General features: G+C 40.8%; 19 protein-coding genes, 1 tRNA gene and 1 pseudogene. 14 read left to right on the top strand and 7 right to left on the bottom strand.

Annotated elements, in window-relative coordinates; all coding sequences use genetic code 11:
* The first annotated feature begins 2 nt into the window (after window positions 1-2).
* Window positions 3-76: transfer RNA gene (locus HMPREF2685_RS01870), tRNA-Asn, on the top strand.
* 94 nt (window positions 77-170) lie between these two features.
* Here the strand turns inward: HMPREF2685_RS01870 and HMPREF2685_RS01865 are convergent.
* Window positions 171-1,526, bottom strand: a complete 1,356-nt coding sequence (locus HMPREF2685_RS01865; protein ID WP_070464927.1) for an aspartate kinase — start codon at window positions 1,524-1,526, stop codon at window positions 171-173.
* Window positions 1,527-1,766: 240 nt separating this feature from the next.
* Here HMPREF2685_RS01865 and HMPREF2685_RS01860 point away from each other — a divergent pair, with 240 nt between their 5' ends.
* The 13 genes from HMPREF2685_RS01860 to HMPREF2685_RS01800 all read left to right on the top strand — a co-directional run bounded on the left by HMPREF2685_RS01860 (window position 1,767) and on the right by HMPREF2685_RS01800 (window position 12,435).
* Window positions 1,767-2,558, top strand: coding sequence for a trans-2-decenoyl-ACP isomerase (locus HMPREF2685_RS01860; protein WP_070464923.1), 792 nt, complete (start codon window positions 1,767-1,769; stop codon window positions 2,556-2,558).
* Between the two features lie 96 nt (window positions 2,559-2,654).
* The gene (locus HMPREF2685_RS01855; protein WP_003003993.1) at window positions 2,655-3,089 is read left to right on the top strand and encodes a fatty acid biosynthesis transcriptional regulator FabT; all 435 of its coding nucleotides are present in this window, start codon (window positions 2,655-2,657) and stop codon (window positions 3,087-3,089) included.
* Window positions 3,089-4,063: a beta-ketoacyl-ACP synthase III gene (locus HMPREF2685_RS01850; protein WP_070464920.1), complete on the top strand. Its 975-nt coding sequence runs from the start codon at window positions 3,089-3,091 to the stop codon at window positions 4,061-4,063. The genes HMPREF2685_RS01855 and HMPREF2685_RS01850 overlap by 1 nt, the downstream gene beginning before the upstream one ends.
* 58 nt (window positions 4,064-4,121) lie before the next feature.
* The gene (locus HMPREF2685_RS01845; RefSeq protein WP_003003892.1) at window positions 4,122-4,346 is read left to right on the top strand and encodes an acyl carrier protein; all 225 of its coding nucleotides are present in this window, start codon (window positions 4,122-4,124) and stop codon (window positions 4,344-4,346) included.
* Window positions 4,347-4,460: 114 nt separating this feature from the next.
* On the top strand, window positions 4,461-5,426 hold the full coding sequence (fabK, locus tag HMPREF2685_RS01840; protein WP_037608323.1) for an enoyl-[acyl-carrier-protein] reductase FabK: 966 nt from the start codon (window positions 4,461-4,463) through the stop codon (window positions 5,424-5,426).
* A gap of 22 nt (window positions 5,427-5,448) precedes the next feature.
* Window positions 5,449-6,369: an ACP S-malonyltransferase gene (gene fabD / locus HMPREF2685_RS01835; RefSeq protein WP_070464918.1), complete on the top strand. Its 921-nt coding sequence runs from the start codon at window positions 5,449-5,451 to the stop codon at window positions 6,367-6,369.
* Between the two features lie 12 nt (window positions 6,370-6,381).
* Window positions 6,382-7,116, top strand: a complete 735-nt coding sequence (fabG, locus tag HMPREF2685_RS01830) for a 3-oxoacyl-[acyl-carrier-protein] reductase (RefSeq protein WP_003010456.1) — start codon at window positions 6,382-6,384, stop codon at window positions 7,114-7,116.
* Window positions 7,117-7,177: 61 nt separating this feature from the next.
* Window positions 7,178-8,410, top strand: a complete 1,233-nt coding sequence (fabF, locus tag HMPREF2685_RS01825; RefSeq protein WP_061591170.1) for a beta-ketoacyl-ACP synthase II — start codon at window positions 7,178-7,180, stop codon at window positions 8,408-8,410.
* A 3-nt stretch (window positions 8,411-8,413) separates the two neighbouring features.
* A complete protein-coding gene (gene accB, locus HMPREF2685_RS01820; protein ID WP_049506156.1) occupies window positions 8,414-8,902 on the top strand; it encodes an acetyl-CoA carboxylase biotin carboxyl carrier protein in 489 nt (162 codons plus the stop codon).
* Entirely contained in the window at window positions 8,899-9,324 is a 426-nt protein-coding gene (fabZ, locus tag HMPREF2685_RS01815; protein WP_003004019.1) for a 3-hydroxyacyl-ACP dehydratase FabZ, read from the top strand. The genes accB and fabZ overlap by 4 nt, the downstream gene beginning before the upstream one ends.
* Window positions 9,325-9,337: 13 nt before the next feature.
* A complete protein-coding gene (locus tag HMPREF2685_RS01810) occupies window positions 9,338-10,702 on the top strand; it encodes an acetyl-CoA carboxylase biotin carboxylase subunit (protein ID WP_070464930.1) in 1,365 nt (454 codons plus the stop codon).
* Window positions 10,703-10,805: 103 nt separating this feature from the next.
* Window positions 10,806-11,672 (top strand): acetyl-CoA carboxylase, carboxyltransferase subunit beta, encoded by an 867-nt coding sequence (accD, locus tag HMPREF2685_RS01805; protein WP_061591172.1) that lies wholly within the window; start codon window positions 10,806-10,808, stop codon window positions 11,670-11,672.
* Window positions 11,665-12,435 carry an acetyl-CoA carboxylase carboxyl transferase subunit alpha gene (locus tag HMPREF2685_RS01800; protein ID WP_023920222.1) on the top strand — a complete coding sequence of 257 codons (771 nt, stop codon included), beginning with the start codon at window positions 11,665-11,667 and terminating at the stop codon, window positions 12,433-12,435. The genes accD and HMPREF2685_RS01800 overlap by 8 nt, the downstream gene beginning before the upstream one ends.
* A 42-nt stretch (window positions 12,436-12,477) precedes the next feature.
* Here HMPREF2685_RS01800 and serS read toward each other — a convergent pair whose 3' ends face one another.
* From serS to adhP, 6 genes and pseudogenes are all read right to left on the bottom strand, one after another.
* Window positions 12,478-13,755, bottom strand: coding sequence for a serine--tRNA ligase (serS, locus tag HMPREF2685_RS01795; protein ID WP_070464915.1), 1,278 nt, complete (start codon window positions 13,753-13,755; stop codon window positions 12,478-12,480).
* A 217-nt stretch (window positions 13,756-13,972) separates the two neighbouring features.
* A complete protein-coding gene (locus HMPREF2685_RS01790) occupies window positions 13,973-14,341 on the bottom strand; it encodes a DUF956 family protein (RefSeq protein ID WP_003003958.1) in 369 nt (122 codons plus the stop codon).
* Window positions 14,342-14,421: 80 nt separating this feature from the next.
* A pseudogene (locus HMPREF2685_RS01785) lies at window positions 14,422-15,322 on the bottom strand (PTS system mannose/fructose/sorbose family transporter subunit IID).
* An 18-nt stretch (window positions 15,323-15,340) separates the two neighbouring features.
* The gene (locus tag HMPREF2685_RS01780) at window positions 15,341-16,144 is read right to left on the bottom strand and encodes a PTS mannose/fructose/sorbose transporter subunit IIC (RefSeq protein WP_048789380.1); all 804 of its coding nucleotides are present in this window, start codon (window positions 16,142-16,144) and stop codon (window positions 15,341-15,343) included.
* A gap of 27 nt (window positions 16,145-16,171) precedes the next feature.
* On the bottom strand, window positions 16,172-17,161 hold the full coding sequence (locus HMPREF2685_RS01775; RefSeq protein WP_003010431.1) for a PTS sugar transporter subunit IIB: 990 nt from the start codon (window positions 17,159-17,161) through the stop codon (window positions 16,172-16,174).
* A 374-nt stretch (window positions 17,162-17,535) separates the two neighbouring features.
* Window positions 17,536-18,558 (bottom strand): alcohol dehydrogenase AdhP, encoded by a 1,023-nt coding sequence (gene adhP / locus HMPREF2685_RS01770; RefSeq protein ID WP_003003874.1) that lies wholly within the window; start codon window positions 18,556-18,558, stop codon window positions 17,536-17,538.
* Between the last annotated feature and the right edge of the window lie 119 nt (window positions 18,559-18,677).

Below are 18,677 nucleotides of genomic sequence, written 5' to 3'. Positions count from 1 at the left end.
ATTCCGCCATAGCTCAGTTGGTAGTAGCGCATGACTGTTAATCATGATGTCGTAGGTTCGAGTCCTACTGGCGGAGTATAGAAAAAAAGAGATCAGGTAATTGATCTCTTTTTTACTTTTCATTTTAATGTTAATTAAAGCTCCGTTTAGTTAACGGAGCTTTTCTCTATTTAGTTATTTGGGAAAAATGCTTGATATAAGGCTTTAATTGCTTTTTCTTCTTGATCTTTACTTACAACGAACATAATGGAAACTTCACTAGAACCTTGCGAGATCATTTGAATATTCACTTCATTTTCTGATAGTGCTTTGGCTGCAGTGGCGGTAACCCCCACTTGACTCTTCATTTTCTCACCAACAATCATAATGATGGAAAGATCATGTTCAATTTCTGCTGTGTCAACTTCAAGCTTTTGCGTTAATTGTTTTAAAATTTCCTGTTCTTTAATTGGCGTGAGCTCACGTGAACGTAAGATTATAGACAGGTCGTCGATACCAGTTGGCATATGTTCCCAACTGATATTGAGATCTTCTAAAATTTGAAGGACTTTTCGACCAAAACCGACTTCACGGTTCATAAGGTATTTTGTAGTGTTAATACTAACGAATCCTGAATCCCCTGCAATCCCTACAACAGTCACATGATCATTTGAATGTTCCAAAACAATGCGGGTTCCAGGGTGGTCTGGATTATTAGTATTTTTAATGACTAATGGAATTTTACCTCTGTATGCTGGAACGAGCGCTTCATCATGCAAGACTGAAAAGCCTGCATAGGCTAATTCACGCATTTCTTTGTAGGTTAATTCAGGTATAGAATGTGGGTGTTTAATAATGCCTGGATGTGCTGCAAAAATACCATTTACGTCTGTAAAGTTTTCGTATAAGTCTGCTTTTACACCTGCTGCAATGATCGATCCTGTTATATCAGATCCACCACGAGAAAATGTACAAATATCACCATCTTGAGTAACACCAAAGAATCCTGGAATGACAATCACTTCACTTGAGTCTTTTAGTTCTTCAATTTTATCGTAACTAGATGGTAAAATACGAGCGTTGGAAGGTTCAGCAGTGACCGTAATTCCTGCTTCTTTTGGATGGATATATCTTGCTTCTAATCCATTTTGATTGAAATAAGCAGCAATGAGTTTAGCATTGTTATTTTCGCCTGCTGCTAGGAATGCATCGTATGTGAATGGATTCCCTTTTTTAGGTAAATTTGTTAAATCATAGATATCTTCAGCAATTTCCTGAATAATAGACTCTTTGAGACCCAATTCTTCTGTAATGGCACGATAACGTTCAATAATCCACTGTTGTGTTTGTGTGACATCCTTATCTGAAGTAAATTCTTTATAATACCGGATCAGAGCGTCTGTTACTTTTGTATCTTCAGCGTTGTGTTTGCCTGGAGCTGATACAACTACAAATCTTCTTTCTGGATCATCTTTAATGATATCAAGTACTTTTTTTAATTGAGAAGCTGATGCTAGAGAACTTCCACCGAATTTAGTTACTTTCATATTTTCTCCTTAATAGTTTCATTAATACATTATACCAAAGTTCAGTTATTGATACAATGTATTTTCAGATAGGGCATAAAATAATTGATTCTGTAGAGGAGAGAAATTGTAATTATTCAAATTTTACAATTTTGTTACATCTTATAGATATATTTTACTATTTTACTTTTTTGTGGTATGATATGTTATAATTCAAAAGTTTTAATATCAAAATATTTTATATTTAAATAAAAGGAGTCAGTGATGTTTGAAACAATTTTGTATTCTGTCGAAAACGACCTCGCGACAATCTCTTTAAATCGTCCTGAAGTATCCAATGGTTTTAACATTCCAATGTGTCAGGAAATTTTAGCTGCCCTGGAAGATGCAGAAAAAAATGAGGAAGTAAAATTCATTATTCTATCAGCAGAAGGGAAAATCTTTTCAGTTGGTGGAGATTTAAGCGAAATGAAACGCGCAGTCGATGCGGATGACATCGAGTCTCTTGTTTTAATTGCCGAATTAGTTAATACGATTTCAAAGAAAATCAAGCAATTGCCAAAACCGGTTATTATGGTGGCAGATGGAGCGGTTGCTGGAGCAGCTGCTAACATTGCAGTAGCTGTTGATTTTTGTATTATTAGTGATCGGACTAAATTTATCCAAGCCTTTGTTGGGGTTGGTTTAGCACCGGATGCGGGTGGCTTATTCTTGTTAGGAAAAGCCATTGGCATGTCTCGGGCTACTCATTTAGTAATGACGGGTGAAGCCTTGACTGCTGAAAAGGCATTTGATTATGGCCTAGCTTATCGTGTTTGTGAATCTGAAAGACTCGATAAAACAGTTGAGCAATTGCTTAAAAAATTAAGAAGAGGATCTTCAAATTCTTATGCTGCCATGAAAGAAATGGTTTGGGAAGCATTCTTGAAAGAATGGGACCGATATGCGGGTCTTGAATTGGATTTGCAAAAGAAACTAGCATTTACAGAAGATTTCAAGGAAGGGGTTATTGCCTACTCTGAGAAACGTCGGCCACAATTTAAAGGAAAATAAATTTGTAATTTTTCTATGTTTTGTGAAAAAATGCTTGCAAATTATTTTCATTTTTGATAAAATTTGACTATCAAAGTAAAATTAGGAGGTGGAGTTTTGAATTACCAATTAGTTAACGACTATTTAACATCCATCTTTAATAATGTTTTGGTTATTGAGGAGTCGAGTCTAAGAGCAAGTCGATTCAAAGATGTTTCTATTAAAGAAATGCATACGATCGATGTGATTGGTTCGACACCGAATGCAACCCCGAGTGATATTTCACGGGAGTTGATGGTGACTTTGGGGACTGTCACGACAAGTTTGAATAATCTTGAGCGCAAAGGGTATATCGAAAGAAGAAGATCGGAAGTTGATCGCCGGGTTGTACACTTGAGTTTAACGAAGAACGGTCGTCTACTTTATCGTCTTCATCAGCAATTCCATAAACGGATGGTCAACCAGATTATTGGAGATATGAGTCCCGAAGAGAAGAAAGTGATGCAAAAAGGATTGCAAAATCTGTATCGTTTCTTGGAGGAAATTAAATAATGGTCTTTGCTAAAATTAGTCAAGTTGCTCATTATGCACCTGACCAAGTCGTATCAAATGATGATTTGGCTGAGATCATGGATACAAGTGATGAATGGATCAGTAGTCGGACAGGTATCCTTCGGCGTCACATTTCAAAAGATGAGACGACAAGTGATCTAGCAACAATTGTTGCACAAAGATTATTAGCAAAAGCAAACTTAGATGCTGAGGAAATTGATTTCATCGTTGTTGCTACGATTACTCCAGACAGCTTAATGCCATCAACTGCAGCCCGGGTACAAGCTAATATTGGAGCTTCTCGAGCTTTTGCCTTTGATCTGACTGCAGCATGTAGCGGATTTGTATTTGCATTAGCCACTGCTGAAAAATACATTTCTTCAGGTATGTACCGGCGAGGAATTGTGATCGGTAGTGAGACGCTTTCAAAAGTATTAGACTGGTCAGACCGTTCCACTTCAGTCCTTTTTGGAGATGGAGCTGGTGGTGTCTTGCTTGAAGCAAGCGATCAAAAATCGTTTTTGGCTGAGAATCTTTTTACAGATGGTAGCCGAGGTGCTAGTCTTGAGTCTTGCTATTTGGGGCTGTCTTCCCCTTATTCAGATGAAGTTTCCGATCGAAGATATCTGACGATGGATGGACGGGTAGTTTTTGATTTTGCCATTCGTGATGTCACGAAAAGCATTCAAAAGATTATAGCAGACGCCTCTATGGAAGCAGAAGAGATTGACTATTTTCTTTTACATCAGGCGAATGACCGAATGTTAGATAAGATGTCAAAAAAACTGGGTGTCTCTAGAGAGAAGATCCCAGCAAATATGATGGAATATGGGAACACTAGTGCTGCTAGTATCCCCATTCTATTATCGGAGTGTGTCGAGAATCATCGAATCAAGATGGATGGAAGTCAAAAAATTCTTCTTACAGGATTCGGTGGAGGTTTGACATGGGGCACACTTCTTGTTACAATCTAGTTAAACATGTGGAAACACATTTTAAAAATTTATATATTATTTTTTAAGGAGGCCTGTCATGGCAGTATTTGAAAAAGTACAAGAAATTATCGTTGAAGAACTTGGTAAAGAACCATCAGAAGTAACTCTTGAATCTACATTCGAAGATTTAGAAGCTGATTCATTGGATTTGTTCCAAGTGATCTCTGAAATCGAAGATGCTTTTGATATCCAAATCGAAACTGAAGAAGGATTGTCTACAGTTGGTGATCTTGTCGCTTACGTAGAAGAAAAAACAAAATAATGATAGATGAGAGTATCGAAAGATATTCTCTCTTGTTTAGGTAATAGTTTGAGGCTCAAATAAACAATCTTTCGAACTTAAACTATTACTTAAGCGAAAAAAGAGGTAGGTATAATGCAAACACGAATTACTGAACTATTGAATATTAAATATCCAATCTTCCAAGGTGGGATGGCCTGGGTTGCTGATGGCGACTTGGCAGGAGCCGTTTCAAATGCTGGTGGACTCGGAATTATTGGTGGTGGTAATGCCCCTAAAGAAGTGGTAAAAGCTAACATTGATAGAGTAAAACAAATCACTGACAAACCATTCGGTGTTAATATCATGCTTTTGTCACCATTTGCAGATGACATCGTCGACCTCGTTATCGAAGAGGGCGTTAAGGTTGTTACAACAGGAGCCGGAAACCCAGGTAAATATATGGAGCGTTTCCACGAAGCTGGAATTACAGTAATCCCAGTTATTCCATCGGTAGCACTTGCTAAACGTATGGAAAAACTTGGAGCAGATGCTGTTGTCGCAGAAGGTATGGAAGCTGGTGGTCACATCGGTAAATTGACAACTATGGCACTTGTTCGCCAAGTTGCTGATGCGGTATCTATCCCAGTTATTGGAGCTGGTGGTGTTGCTGATGGACGTGGTATGGCTGCTGTTCTTATGCTTGGAGCAGAAGCTGTTCAGGTTGGTACGCGTTTCGCTGTTGCCAAAGAATCTAATGCACACCAAAACTTCAAAGATAAGATTTTGAAGGCTAAAGATATTGATACTGTTATTTCAGCCTCAGTTGTTGGACACCCAGTTCGTGCGATTAAGAATAAATTGGCTACTGAATATAACCAAGCTGAAAAAGATTTCTTGGCTGGTAAGAAGACTCAAGAGGAAATTGAAGAGCTTGGTGCAGGTGCCCTTCGTAACGCGGTTGTTGATGGAGATGTGGAATATGGTTCGGTTATGGCTGGACAAATTGCAGGTCTTGTTCGTAAAGAAGAAACATGTGCAGAAATCTTGGAAGACCTATACACAGGTGCTGCTAAGGTGATTAAAGAAGAAGCTGCTCGTTGGGCAGATGTAAACGTCTAAAAACGTCGAAAGGATTAGGATAGTGACAAAACGTGCGTTCTTATTTGCTGGTCAAGGGGCTCAGAAATTGGGCATGGCGAGCGATTTGTATGCGACTTATCCCGTTGTCAAAGAGACATTTGATACGGCTAATCGTATTCTCGGTTATGATTTACGTGAATTGATTGATTCTAACGAAGAAAAACTGAATCAGACACGCTATACTCAACCAGCTATTTTGACAACGTCAGTAGCCATTTATCGCCTTTTGGCAGAAAATGGTATCACTCCTGATATTGTTGCCGGCCTTTCTTTGGGGGAATACTCTGCCCTGGTTGCTGCTGGAGTTCTTTCGTTTGAAGATGCAGTAGCTTTGGTTGCAAAACGTGGCGAATTCATGGAAACGGCGGCTCCTGCTGGAAGTGGGAAAATGGTAGCTGTTATGAATACTGATCCAAGTTTGATTGAAGAAATCTGTCAACAAGCATCTGAAAAGGGTGTAGTAACACCAGCAAACTACAATACACCAGCCCAAATTGTGATTGGTGGTGAGGTTGCAGCTGTAGACTATGCTGTGGAACTGTTGCAGGAGGCAGGTGCCAAACGTTTGATTCCTCTTAATGTTTCAGGCCCATTCCACACAGCTTTACTTAAATCAGCTAGTCAAAAATTGGCGGCTGAACTAGAAAAAGTATCATTTAATGATTTTGATCTTCCTTTAGTTGGGAATACAGAAGCTACTATCATGAAGTCAGAAGATGTGAAAGCACTTTTGGCCCGTCAGGTGATGGAACCTGTACGTTTTTATGATTCGATTGCCACTATCCAAGAATTTGGTGTAGATGAAGTGATTGAGATTGGTCCAGGAAAAGTCTTGTCAGGTTTCTTGAAGAAAATTGATAAAACCCTTCCAACTCATAACGTCGAAGATCAGGCTAGTCTAGATGCACTTCTGAATGCTTAAAACGAGGTAAAGATGGAACTTAAAAATAAAAATGTTTTTGTAACTGGTTCAACACGCGGAATTGGATTGGCTGTGGCTCATAAATTTGCGAGTCTCGGTGCCAATGTTGTCCTAAATGGACGTTCTGAAATTTCTGAGGACTTGCTTGCACAGTTTGCTGACTATGGTGTGACTGTTGTTGGTATTTCTGGGGATATTTCTAATGGCGAAGATGCGCAACGTATGGTGGCTGAAGCAATTGAAAAGCTTGGAAGTGTTGATGTTTTGGTCAATAACGCTGGGATCACAAACGACAAGTTGATGTTGAAAATGACTGAAGAAGATTTTGAACGGGTCTTGAAAATCAACTTGACAGGTGCCTTTAATATGACTCAAGCTGTCTTAAAACCGATGTCTAAAGCTCGTCAAGGGGCCATTATCAACATGTCCTCTGTTGTTGGTCTAATGGGGAATATCGGTCAAGCTAACTATGCGGCTTCAAAAGCTGGTTTGATTGGTTTCACTAAATCAGTAGCGCGTGAAGTTGCGGCTCGTGGCGTTCGTGTGAATGCCATTGCACCTGGTTTCATTGAATCAGATATGACTGATGCTATTCCAGAGAAAATGAAAGATGCCATGCTAGCTCAAGTGCCAATGAAACGAATTGGTCAAGCTGAAGAAGTGGCAGAAGTTGCGGCTTTCTTGGCAGGTCAAGAATATTTAACTGGTCAAACAATTGCCATTGATGGCGGCATGACTATGCAATAATGAATGCTCACTGATCGAAAATCACTTACTTAAATATCCATCCGACAAAAGGAGAATATATATGTCTACAAATCGTGTTGTTGTTACAGGTTACGGTGTAACCTCACCAATCGGAAATACACCAGAGGAGTTCTGGAATAGCCTTCATGAAGGAAAAATTGGAATCAAGCCCATTACGAAATTTGATGCTTCTGAAATTCCAGTCTTTAATGCTGGTGAAATTCAAGATTTCCCATTCGATAAATATTTTGTGAAAAAAGATCAAAATCGTATGGATACATACTCATTGTATGCAATCTATGCTGCGATGGAAGCTATTGAAAATTCAGGCTTGAATATGGAAGAAGAAGACCGTGATCGTGTAGGCGTGATTGTATCATCTGGTATCGGTGGTTTGCAAGAATTGGAAGATCAAATTATCCGGATGCATGAACGTGGGATGAAGAGAATCCAACCAATGTTTATTCCAAAAGCTCTTTCAAACATGGGTGCTGGGAATATTGCGCTTAAAATTGGCGCACAAGGGGTATGTAAATCAGTGACAACTGCCTGTGCCTCTGCCAATGATGCTATCGGTGAAGCCTTCCGCGAAATTAAATTTGGGTTCCATGATGTTGTTTTAGCCGGTGGTTCAGAAGCTTCAATTACTAGAATTGGTATCGGTGGTTTCAATGCTCTTACGGCCCTTTCAACAACGGAAGACCCAGAACGTTCATCTATCCCATTTGACAAAGACCGTAATGGTTTTGTGATGGGTGAAGGTGCAGGGGTCCTCGTTATTGAAAGCTTGGAACATGCTCAAAAACGTGGTGCTAACATCTTGGCTGAGATTGTTGGTTACGGATCAAACTGTGATGCTTATCATATGACAACACCAACCCCAGATGGTTCAGGTGCGGCTAAAGCGATTAAATTAGCGATCAATGAAGCTGGTATCAAACCTGAAGATGTCGATTATGTCAATGCGCATGGTACCTCTACACCTGCCAATGAGAAAGGTGAAAGCGGAGCTATTGTTTCTGTACTTGGTAAAGAAGTTCCTGTATCATCTACTAAATCATTTACAGGACACTTGCTTGGTGCTGCTGGTGCGGTTGAAGCGATTGCTACCATCGAAGCGATTCGTCACAGCTTTGTACCAAAAACTGCTGGTACCAAAGAATTGTCTGACTATATCGAAGCAAACGTTGTTTATGGTGAAGGTCAAGAAGCGGATATTCAGTATGCTATCTCAAATACCTTTGGTTTTGGAGGACACAATGCTGTTCTGGCCTTTAAACGTTGGGAGGGTTAATTCATGAATATTTCTGAAATCAAAGATTTGTTGGCTCAATTTGATGCGTCAACTTTGCGTGAATTCTCATATAAAAATAATGGCGAAGAATTGAATTTGAGTAAAAACCAAACGAGTTCAGTTGCGGCTACACCGGTTGCTCCTGCAGTTGAAGTGGTAGCAACTCCTCAAACTCCTGTAGTAGCCCCTGTTGTTGAAGCCCCAGCAACTCCAGCTGTAGCGGCTGAACCAGTTGCTGCTCCAGCTCAGGCTGCAGAAGGTGATGTGGTTGAAAGTCCATTGGTTGGGGTGGCTTACTTGTCGCCAGCACCGGATAAATCAGCCTTTGTATCTGTAGGAGACAAAGTTACTAAGGGTCAAACACTCTTGATTATCGAAGCCATGAAAGTGATGAATGAAGTCCCAGCACCTAAAGATGGGGTGGTCACTGAAATTTTGGTAACGAATGAAGAAATGGTTGAATTTGGAAAAGGATTGGTTCGAATCAAATGACAATTGATATAAATGCTATTCGTGAGGCTTTGCCGCATCGTTACCCAATGCTTTTGGTGGATCGCGTTTTAGAAACAAGCGAAGATACGATTGTTGCCATTAAAAACGTGACAATTAATGAACCATTTTTTAATGGACATTTTCCACAGTATCCTGTTATGCCAGGTGTTCTCATCATGGAAGCTTTGGCACAAACAGCAGGTGTACTAGAGTTGTCAAAACCTGAAAATAAAGGAAAATTAGTCTTTTATGCAGGGATGGACAAGGTGAAGTTTAAAAAACAAGTCGTTCCAGGAGATCAACTGGTGATGACAGCTACTTTTGTCAAACGTCGTGGAACAATTGCTGTTGTTGAAGCGAAAGCAGAAGTAGACGGTAAGCTTGCAGCTTCAGGAACGCTTACGTTTGCAATTGGAAATTAAGAAAGGCCTATCTATGTTTCGTAAGATCTTAATCGCCAATCGTGGTGAGATTGCAGTTCGTATTATTCGTGCGGCTCGTGAACTTGGCATCGAGACGGTTGCAGTGTATTCTACTGCTGATAAAGAAGCCTTGCATACCTTACTAGCGGATGAAGCAGTCTGTATTGGACCTGCTAAATCAACAGAGTCTTATTTGAATATGAGTGCTGTCTTGTCTGCAGCTGTTCTAACAGGAGCAGAAGCTATCCATCCTGGTTTTGGATTTTTAAGTGAAAACTCAAAATTTGCGACCATGTGTGAGGAAGTGGGCATTAAATTTATTGGTCCTTCTGCTAAAGTCATGGATTTGATGGGGGATAAGATTAATGCTCGTAAACAGATGATCAAAGCAGGAGTACCTGTTATTCCTGGATCAGATGGTGAAGTGTATACTGCTGAAGAAGCCCTCGAGATTGCAGAGCGTATTGGTTACCCTGTGATGTTGAAAGCATCTGCAGGAGGCGGTGGTAAAGGAATTCGGAAGGTTGAAAAACCAGAAGATTTGGTTGCTGCTTTTGAATCTGCTTCCTCAGAAGCTCAAGCTGCTTTTGGAAATGGTGCCATGTATATGGAACGGGTGATTTATCCGGCACGCCACATTGAAGTACAGATTTTAGCGGATCAGCATAGACATGTTATTCACTTAGGTGAACGCGATTGTTCTCTTCAACGAAATAACCAAAAAGTTCTAGAAGAATCCCCTTCGATTGCTATTGGAAAAACGCTTCGTGATCGGATTGGTTCTGCAGCTGTTCGTGCAGCTGAATCAGTTGGGTACGAGAATGCTGGAACGATTGAATTCTTGTATGATGAAGGCAAGGGTGAGTTCTACTTTATGGAAATGAATACCCGTGTCCAAGTAGAGCATCCTGTCACGGAATTTGTAACAGGAGTTGATATCGTTAAGGAACAGATTAAAATCGCAGCTGGCCAAGAATTATCCGTTACTCAAGAGGATATTGTCATTAAAGGCCATGCGATTGAATGCCGGATCAATGCGGAAAATCCTTCCTTCAACTTTGCACCTAGCCCTGGTAAGATCACTAATCTCTATCTTCCAAGTGGTGGGGTTGGCTTGCGTGTGGATTCTGCTGTGTATCCTGGGTATACGATTCCACCATACTATGATAGTATGATTGCCAAGATCATTGTCCATGGGGAAAATCGCTTTGATGCACTGATGAAAATGCAGCGTGCTCTTTATGAGTTGGAAATCGATGGTGTCACCACCAATAGCAGTTTCCAGTTGGATTTGATTTCAGATTCACATGTGATCGCTGGTGATTATGACACTGCATTTTTGATGGAACAATTCCTTCCAAATTATAATAAGGAATGATGAAAAAGCCTGGACTTGTGAGGGAAGTATGAACATCATCTTCACAGTTTCAGGCTTTTATAGTAATGCTTCAGATACTGTAGCATATTATAAGGAGTAAGTAATGGCATTATTTTCTAAAAAAGATAAATATATTCGGATCAATCCGAATAGGTCAGCCTGGAAGGAGCCTCAGCCAAAACCTGAAGTTCCTGATGAACTATTTTCACAATGCCCAGGTTGTAAACATACCATTTACCAAAAGGATTTAGGTAGTGAACGAGTATGCCCGAATTGTGGCTATACCTTCCGTATTTCTGCTAAAGAACGCTTGGCGTTGACAGTGGATCCAGCTAGCTTTGAAGAAATGTTTACAGGAATCGAAACGACAGATCCTTTGAATTTCCCAAATTATAAGAAGAAATTAGCAGCAGTGCGGGAAATGACAGGACTGGATGAAGCTGTCCTGACTGGAGCTGCCTTGATTAAAGGGCAAAAAGTTGCGCTTGGGATCATGGATTCCAACTTTATCATGGCTTCAATGGGTTCTGTAGTAGGCGAAAAAATTACTCGTTTATTTGAATTTGCGACAAAAGAAAAATTGCCAGTTGTTCTTTTTACCGCTTCCGGTGGTGCTCGGATGCAAGAAGGAATCGTGAGTTTGATGCAAATGGCAAAAATTTCTGCGGCTGTTCAACGTCATTCTAAAGAAAAATTATTCTATTTGACGGTATTGACAGATCCGACAACCGGTGGGGTAACGGCTTCATTTGCTATGGAAGGTGATATTATCATGGCAGAGAGTCAGGCCTTGGTTGGTTTTGCTGGTCGACGCGTGATTGAGTCTACTGTACGTGAACAATTGCCAGATGATTTCCAAAAAGCAGAATTTCTACAAGAACATGGATTTGTAGACTTGATCGTGGAGAGAAGCCAAATCCGAGCAACAGTTGGACAATTATTGGCCCTTCATGGAGGTAAACATGAGTAAAATAACACAGATTATTAAAGAGGCACGTGACCAAGGAAGATTGACTGCGCTTGATTTTGCTCAAGGAATTTTTGATGATTTTATCGAATTACATGGAGATCGAAACTTCCGTGATGATGGTGCGGTGATTGGTGGGATTGGACGCTTAGGCGATCAAACGGTTACAGTCGTTGGGATCCAAAAAGGAAAAAATCTTCAAGATAATCTAAAACGTAATTTTGGGCAACCCCATCCAGAAGGCTATCGAAAAGCTTTGCGTCTCATGAAGCAAGCGGAGAAATTTGGTCGTCCAGTTGTGACCTTTATCAATACAGCGGGTGCTTATCCTGGTGTTGGTGCTGAAGAACGAGGACAAGGGGAAGCCATTGCCCGTAACCTCATGGAAATGAGTGATTTAAAAGTTCCGATTATCGCGATTATCATCGGAGAAGGTGGTTCTGGTGGTGCCTTGGCTCTTGCTGTAGCAGATAAGGTCTGGATGCTTGAGAACTCCATCTATGCGGTCTTGAGTCCAGAAGGTTTTGCCTCTATTCTTTGGAAAGATGGAAGCCGTGCAATGGAAGCAGCAGAGTTGATGAAGATTACTTCTCACGAATTGTTAAATATGGAAATTGTCGATAAGGTGATTCCCGAGCATGGATTTTCAAATGGAGAACTACTGGCTCAAGTGAAGAAGGAATTACAGGAAGAGTTAAAGGTTTTACAAGCCTTGCCTCTCGAAGATCTTTTGGAGCAACGCTACCAACGTTTTCGTAAATATTAAAAAACTGAGCTTGCAATTTGCAAGACTCAGTTTTTTTAAACTTTATTTTGGTGCGATGACTTCTGCGCCACCCATGTATGGGCGAAGGACTTCTGGAATGGTCACAGAACCGTCTTCGTTTTGATAGTTTTCAAGAATAGCAGCAACGGTACGTCCGACAGCCAACCCAGAACCGTTCAAAGTGTGAAGGAGTTTTACCTTGCCATCTGCTTCATCACGGTAGCGGATTTGCGCACGGCGAGCTTGGAAATCTTCTGTATTGGAACAGCTTGAGATTTCACGGTAGGTGTTTTGCGCTGGAATCCATACTTCTAAGTCGTAAGTCTTGGCAGCTGAGAAGCCCATGTCTCCCGTTGAGAGAGCTACTACACGGTATGGAAGGTTCAGTTTTTGAAGGATATTTTCAGCATTGATAACCATTTTTTCCAATTCACCATATGAATCTTCTGGTTTGGCAAATTTCACCATTTCAACCTTATGGAATTGGTGCAAACGGATCAATCCACGAGTATCACGACCAGCTGAACCAGCTTCTGAACGGAATGATGGACTCATAGCGGTGAAGTAGATTGGAAGGTCTTTCCCATCAAGAATTTCATCGCGGTAGTAGTTTGTCAAAGGAACTTCAGCAGTTGGAATGAGGACATAATTAGTATCGCTAAGTTCAAAAGTATCTTCCTTGAATTTTGGATATTGTCCAGTACCAAACATAGAATCATGGTTGACCATGTAAGGAGGGATGACTTCAGTGTAGCCTTCCTTGCCATGTTCGTCCAACATGAAGTTGTAGATAGCGCGTTCTAAGCGAGCTCCAAGTCCTTTGTAAAAGAGGAAACGAGCACCAGTAACTTTAGCCCCGCGTTCCCAGTCAAGGATATCAAGGTCTTCACCTAAATCCCAGTGAGCTTTTGGTTCGAAGTCAAACTCGCGAGGAGTTCCCCAACGGCGAACTTCAACGTTGTCATCCTCATCTGCTCCAACAGGGACACTATCAGCAGGGATATTTGGAAGGGTAGTAGTGAATTCAGTTAATTTGGCATCGATTTCAGCCAATTCTGTATCCAATGCTTTGACTTCTGCAGAGAGGGTTTGCATGGCAGCAATCTTATCATCTGCATTTTCCTTGTTGCGTTTAGCTTGTGCGATTTCAGCAGATACAGTGTTACGCTCTGCTTTAAGATTTTCTACTTTGACTAAGATATCTCGACGTTTGGCATCGATTTCTTTCATTTCATTCAAAATAGCTGCATCTACGCCACGTGTTGCCAATTTTTTAGCAACCGTATCAAAGTCTGTACGAATCCGTTTAATATCTAACATAGCTTCTCCTTTAACAAAAAACACACCTGTTACAGTGTTGGAGTGGCAGAGCCACGGTTCCATCCAACTTCACAGGTGTGCACTTGATTCGATATTGTATTTTAAAGAAACGGTAGAATTTCAATTAAGATTTCTATCTGCTCGCAGCAACCGCAGACTTTCTGAAAGAACCTCTTAACTTACTTATCCGTTTGCGTCTATTATACAAGAAAAGATCCTATTTTGCAAATAGATTTTTAATTTTAGCTGTGATGATTTGGATCAACGTAGGAAGTTTGACAATTTTATCATTTCCTAGATGTTCCCGAGCAATCTTTAAAATTTTTCCAGAGTCTTTTGAAGCAAAGAGAAATTTTGATTCTCTGGTATAGATTTCAAAATGACGGCTAATTTTACGTCCGGATACATTGGCTCCGATTTGTTCAATTTCTTGCCAGGGAATTTGGATGTAGTCTTCTACATTTGCATCCGCATAAAATTCAAAAGCGGCATTCCCTACTAGGATTTTTCCAACCTTTCCCCCCACTCCAAGGTAAGAAACCCCTGTAGTATGGAATTCAACGGTTTTATTCAATGATTGAGCCATGAGATCCTCCTGTATTGCTATTCATTCCATTATATCATAATAAAAAGAAGGCCGAAACCTTCTTTTAAGTTGATCTTTGCTTACATCAAGCCAGCAACGTGTGCTAATACACCGATTACAAAGAGGGCGATGATGATGGCGATTGGAGATACTTTTTTCTTCAACAACCACATACAAGCAAAAGTAAGAAGCAATCCCATCAAACCAGGAATCAATGAATCCAAGTTTTGTTGGAAAGTTGTAACTTTTTCAGGTGTTTGAGATAGGCCTGAACCAACTTGAGCGAAGGCTTCTTGGATACCCTTGTATCCTTCAGGAAGTTTATCCCAGTGGATATAAGCTTTGTCGTCTAATTTGACAGAAGAAACATTAAAGATAAATTTAATAGATACCCAACGTTCTACCAAGACAGCGAGGATGAACATCCCAAGGATAGAAGCTCCTTTAGTGATGTCTTGCAAGATCCCACCAGACATATCTTTGGTAATTTCAGAACCTGCTTTGTAGCCAAGTTCTTGCGTGTACCACAAGAAGGCCATACGAATCGCATTCCATGCGATAAAGAAGATGAGTGGGCCAAGGATGTTACCAGACGCAGCAAGTGATGCACCAAGAGCCCCAAGAATTGGACGTACTGTAAACCAGAAGACTGGATCTCCGATACCCGCCAAAGGACCCATCATACCAATTTTAACCCCTTGGATAGCAGCATCGTCAATAGCAGCACTCTTCTTCAAGAGCAAGCGTTACCCCGATGATAGGAGCGGCAACGTATGGGTGAGTGTTAAAGAATTCCATGTGACGCTCAAGAGCAGCCGCTTGGTCTTCTTTCTTTGTGTAGAGTTTTTTGATAGCTGGGATCAATGAGTATGCCCAACCCAAGTTTTGCATCCGTTCATAGTTCCAAGAACCTTGCAAGAAGGTTGAACGCCACCAAACTTTTTGACGATCTGATTTAGATAATTGTAATTTTTCAGTCATGATAGTGTCACACCTTTCTTAATAGTCTTCGAGAATGTCGCCAATTGGATCGTTAGAAGTAGCGGCACCGCCACCTCCATTGCCACCTTTCTTAGAAAGAGTAAGGTAGATCAAGGCAAGGGCAACACCAATTGCTCCAAGAGCGATCAAAGTTAATTGGCTAACGGCTGCAAGAGCAAAACCGATGGCAAAGAATGGCCATACTTCACGGCTCGCCATCATGTTGATAACCATGGCATAACCAACGGCTACAACCATACCACCACCGATTTGCATTCCATCAGAGAGCCATTTTGGCATTTGTTCAAGAGCAGTTTTGACAGTTTCAGCAGGAATCATCAACAAGAGGGCTGCAGGAATGGCGATACGAAGACCTTGAAGAAGAAGGGCCACAAAGTGAGCGCGTTCTACACCTTTGATATCCCCTTTTCTAGCAGCAGCGTCGGCAGTGTGAACCAAACCAACGGAAAGGGTACGGACGATCATGGTCAAGAAAAGACCAGCAACTGCAAGTGGAATAGCGACACCTTGAGCGACAGCGATTCCTTTTGTACTGAAGTCTCCCCCAAGTACCATGATGATGGCAGCAGCGACAGATGCAAGGGCAGCATCGGGTGCAACTGCGGCACCAATGTTTGCCCAGCCAAGTGCAATAAATTGAAGTGAACCACCAAGCATAATGCCAGCAGTCAAATTACCTGTTACCAAACCGATTAAGGTACAAGCAACAAGGGGTTGGTGGAATTGGAATTGGTCAAGGATACCTTCAAGACCTGCTAAGAAGGCAACAACGACCACTAATACCATAGAAATAATAGACATGTTTAAAATCCTTTCGTAAGTAATCGATTATTGAACGTTAGCTTTGTTAATTAAGTCAAACAAATCTTTCTTAGAGTCATTTGGCACTTTACGGACGTCAAATTCTACTCCAAGATCACGCATTTTTTCAAATGTAGCCACGTCATCTTTATCCATTGACAACACATTGTTCACCATGGTTTTACCAGTTGAGTGGGCCATTGAACCAACGTTCAAGGTTTTAATCGGAACACCACCTTCAATGGCGCGAAGAGCATCTTGAGGTGTTTCAAATAAGATCAAAGCATGGGTATTTCCAAAACGTGGATCTTTTGCAACGTCGATCAATTTTTGAATTGGGACAACGTTTGCTTTCACACCATTTGGTGCCGCTTGTTTGATCAATTCCTTACGGAGTTCATCTTTGGCAACAGAATCTGAAGCAACAATGATCCGATCGGCTTTTGAATCAGGTGTCCAAGCAGTTGCGACTTGTCCATGAAGAAGACGTGTATCTAAGCGGGCAAGGTTAATCTTGAGTTTTCCATCTCCGATAACTGTTCCTTCTGGAATAGCAGCTTGGGCTACAGGAGCAGCAGCGGCTGTACTAGCTTCTTCAACAGGATTCAATTCTTCTGGAAGGGCTTTGACACCGTCTTTTGCTTCCTTGATGATGTTTGCAGCGACTTGATCAACGCCGGCATTTGCATCCATCAAACGTTCTGTATAAGCTTGAATCAACATCGGAAGGTTCAATCCTGTGATGATCGCAAATTTACGATCTGGATTTTCTCCCATGACGCGACTTGCTTGGTTAAATGGAGAACCACTCCAAAGGTCAGCCAAAACCAAGACTTCATCTTCTGCATCAAATGCGGCAACAGCTGCATTAAATTTAGCATAGAGATCATCCGGGCCTTCACTTGGCATGAACGTAACCACTTGAACTTTCTCTTGATCCCCAAAGATCATCGAGCCGGATTGGTGGATTCCAGCTGCAAATTCACCGTGGCTAGCAATAATGATACCAATACTCATTATTGACATTCCTCCTTATAAAATTTGTTTGACTTTCAGTTTAAGAAAACTTTAAGCTACTTTATTATAAATCGTTTCCACACTTAAGTCAATTTTTCTATCAAAATCTCGATGTAAAAACATTGATTTATTATATTAAATTATCGTTAGATAGAAAAAGAATGCTCTTGAATGCATTTTGTTTATTACTTGTTGATGCTTAAAAAATCAATAATAGATATGTTTTATAGGATTTTGTTCTCAATGAAAAGATTCCGACAATCAAACGATATTCTCGAAAACAAAAATAAATATATAATAAATTGTAAAATAGAGTGATTGAGAGCACTCAAAAAAGACTAGCCCAGTTGGGCTAGTCCTGTAGGTTCAGTTGTTTAGTTTGTAAAGTCAAGTACCATACGTCCTTGAATGGTTCCGGCTTCCATTTCGTCAAAGACTTTGACAGCATCTTCTACTGGACGTTTTTGAACGACAGGGACTACCAAGCCTTCTGCACCAAATTGGAAAGCTTCTTCCAAGTCTTTACGAGTTCCTACAAGAGAACCAATGACTTGGATACCATCTAATACAGTTTTCACAATGCTGAGGTCCATCATTTCAGAAGGAAGACCAACTGCGACAACGCGGCCACCAGCACGAACAGAATCTACTGCTTGGTTGAAAGCTACTTTAGAAACGGCTGTTACGACAGCAGAGTGAGCTCCACCGTTTGTTTTTTCTTTGATCAATCCTGGGACATCTTCGACTTCGCGACCGTTGATGACAAAGTCTGCACCAACTTCTTTCGCCAATTCTAGTTTATCATTGTTGATATCGACAGCGATGACATGTGCGTTGAAGACTTTCTTAGCATATTGAACAGCCAAGTTTCCTAGTCCACCAGCTCCATAGATAACGATCCATTGTCCTGGTTCAGCTTTGGCTTCTTTGATAGCTTTGTAAGTGGTAACACCTGCACACGTAATAGAAGAAGCTTGGGCTGGATCTAATCCTTCAGGTACTTTCACTGCGTAATCTGCAGTAACGATACATTGTTCAGCCATTCCTCCATCAACAGAGTAACCAGCATTTTTTACAGTACGACAGAGAGTTTCACGACCAGTTGTACAGTATTCACAAGTTCCACATCCTTCGAAGAACCATGCGACACTGACACGATCCCCAACCTTTAGGCTCTTAACATCTGGAGCAACTTCTTTAACAATACCGATTCCTTCGTGTCCAAGAACACGGCCTGGAACTTTACCGAAGTCCCCGTGAGCAACGTGCAAGTCAGTGTGGCAGACACCACAGTATTCGATTTGAACAAGAGCTTCCCCTGTTTCAAGTGGACGCATGTCTTTGTTTGCAACGATTTCAACACCAGTACCTTCTGGATTTACAACAACAGCTTTCATTTTGTTCCTCCTTAAGTGAACGAGAAGCGAATTAGAATTTTTGAAAGCGCTTCTTTAATAACTATGTTAATAATATCACAAACTTATCTATTGAACAATAAAAAAATGGAAAAAAAGGG

It is taken from the genome of Streptococcus sp. HMSC074F05 (genome assembly GCF_001808725.1).
Taxonomy (GTDB): domain Bacteria; phylum Bacillota; class Bacilli; order Lactobacillales; family Streptococcaceae; genus Streptococcus; species Streptococcus parasanguinis_I.
The sequence above is the reverse complement of the archived record's forward strand: the minus strand, read 5'-3'. Positions and strand labels throughout refer to the sequence as shown.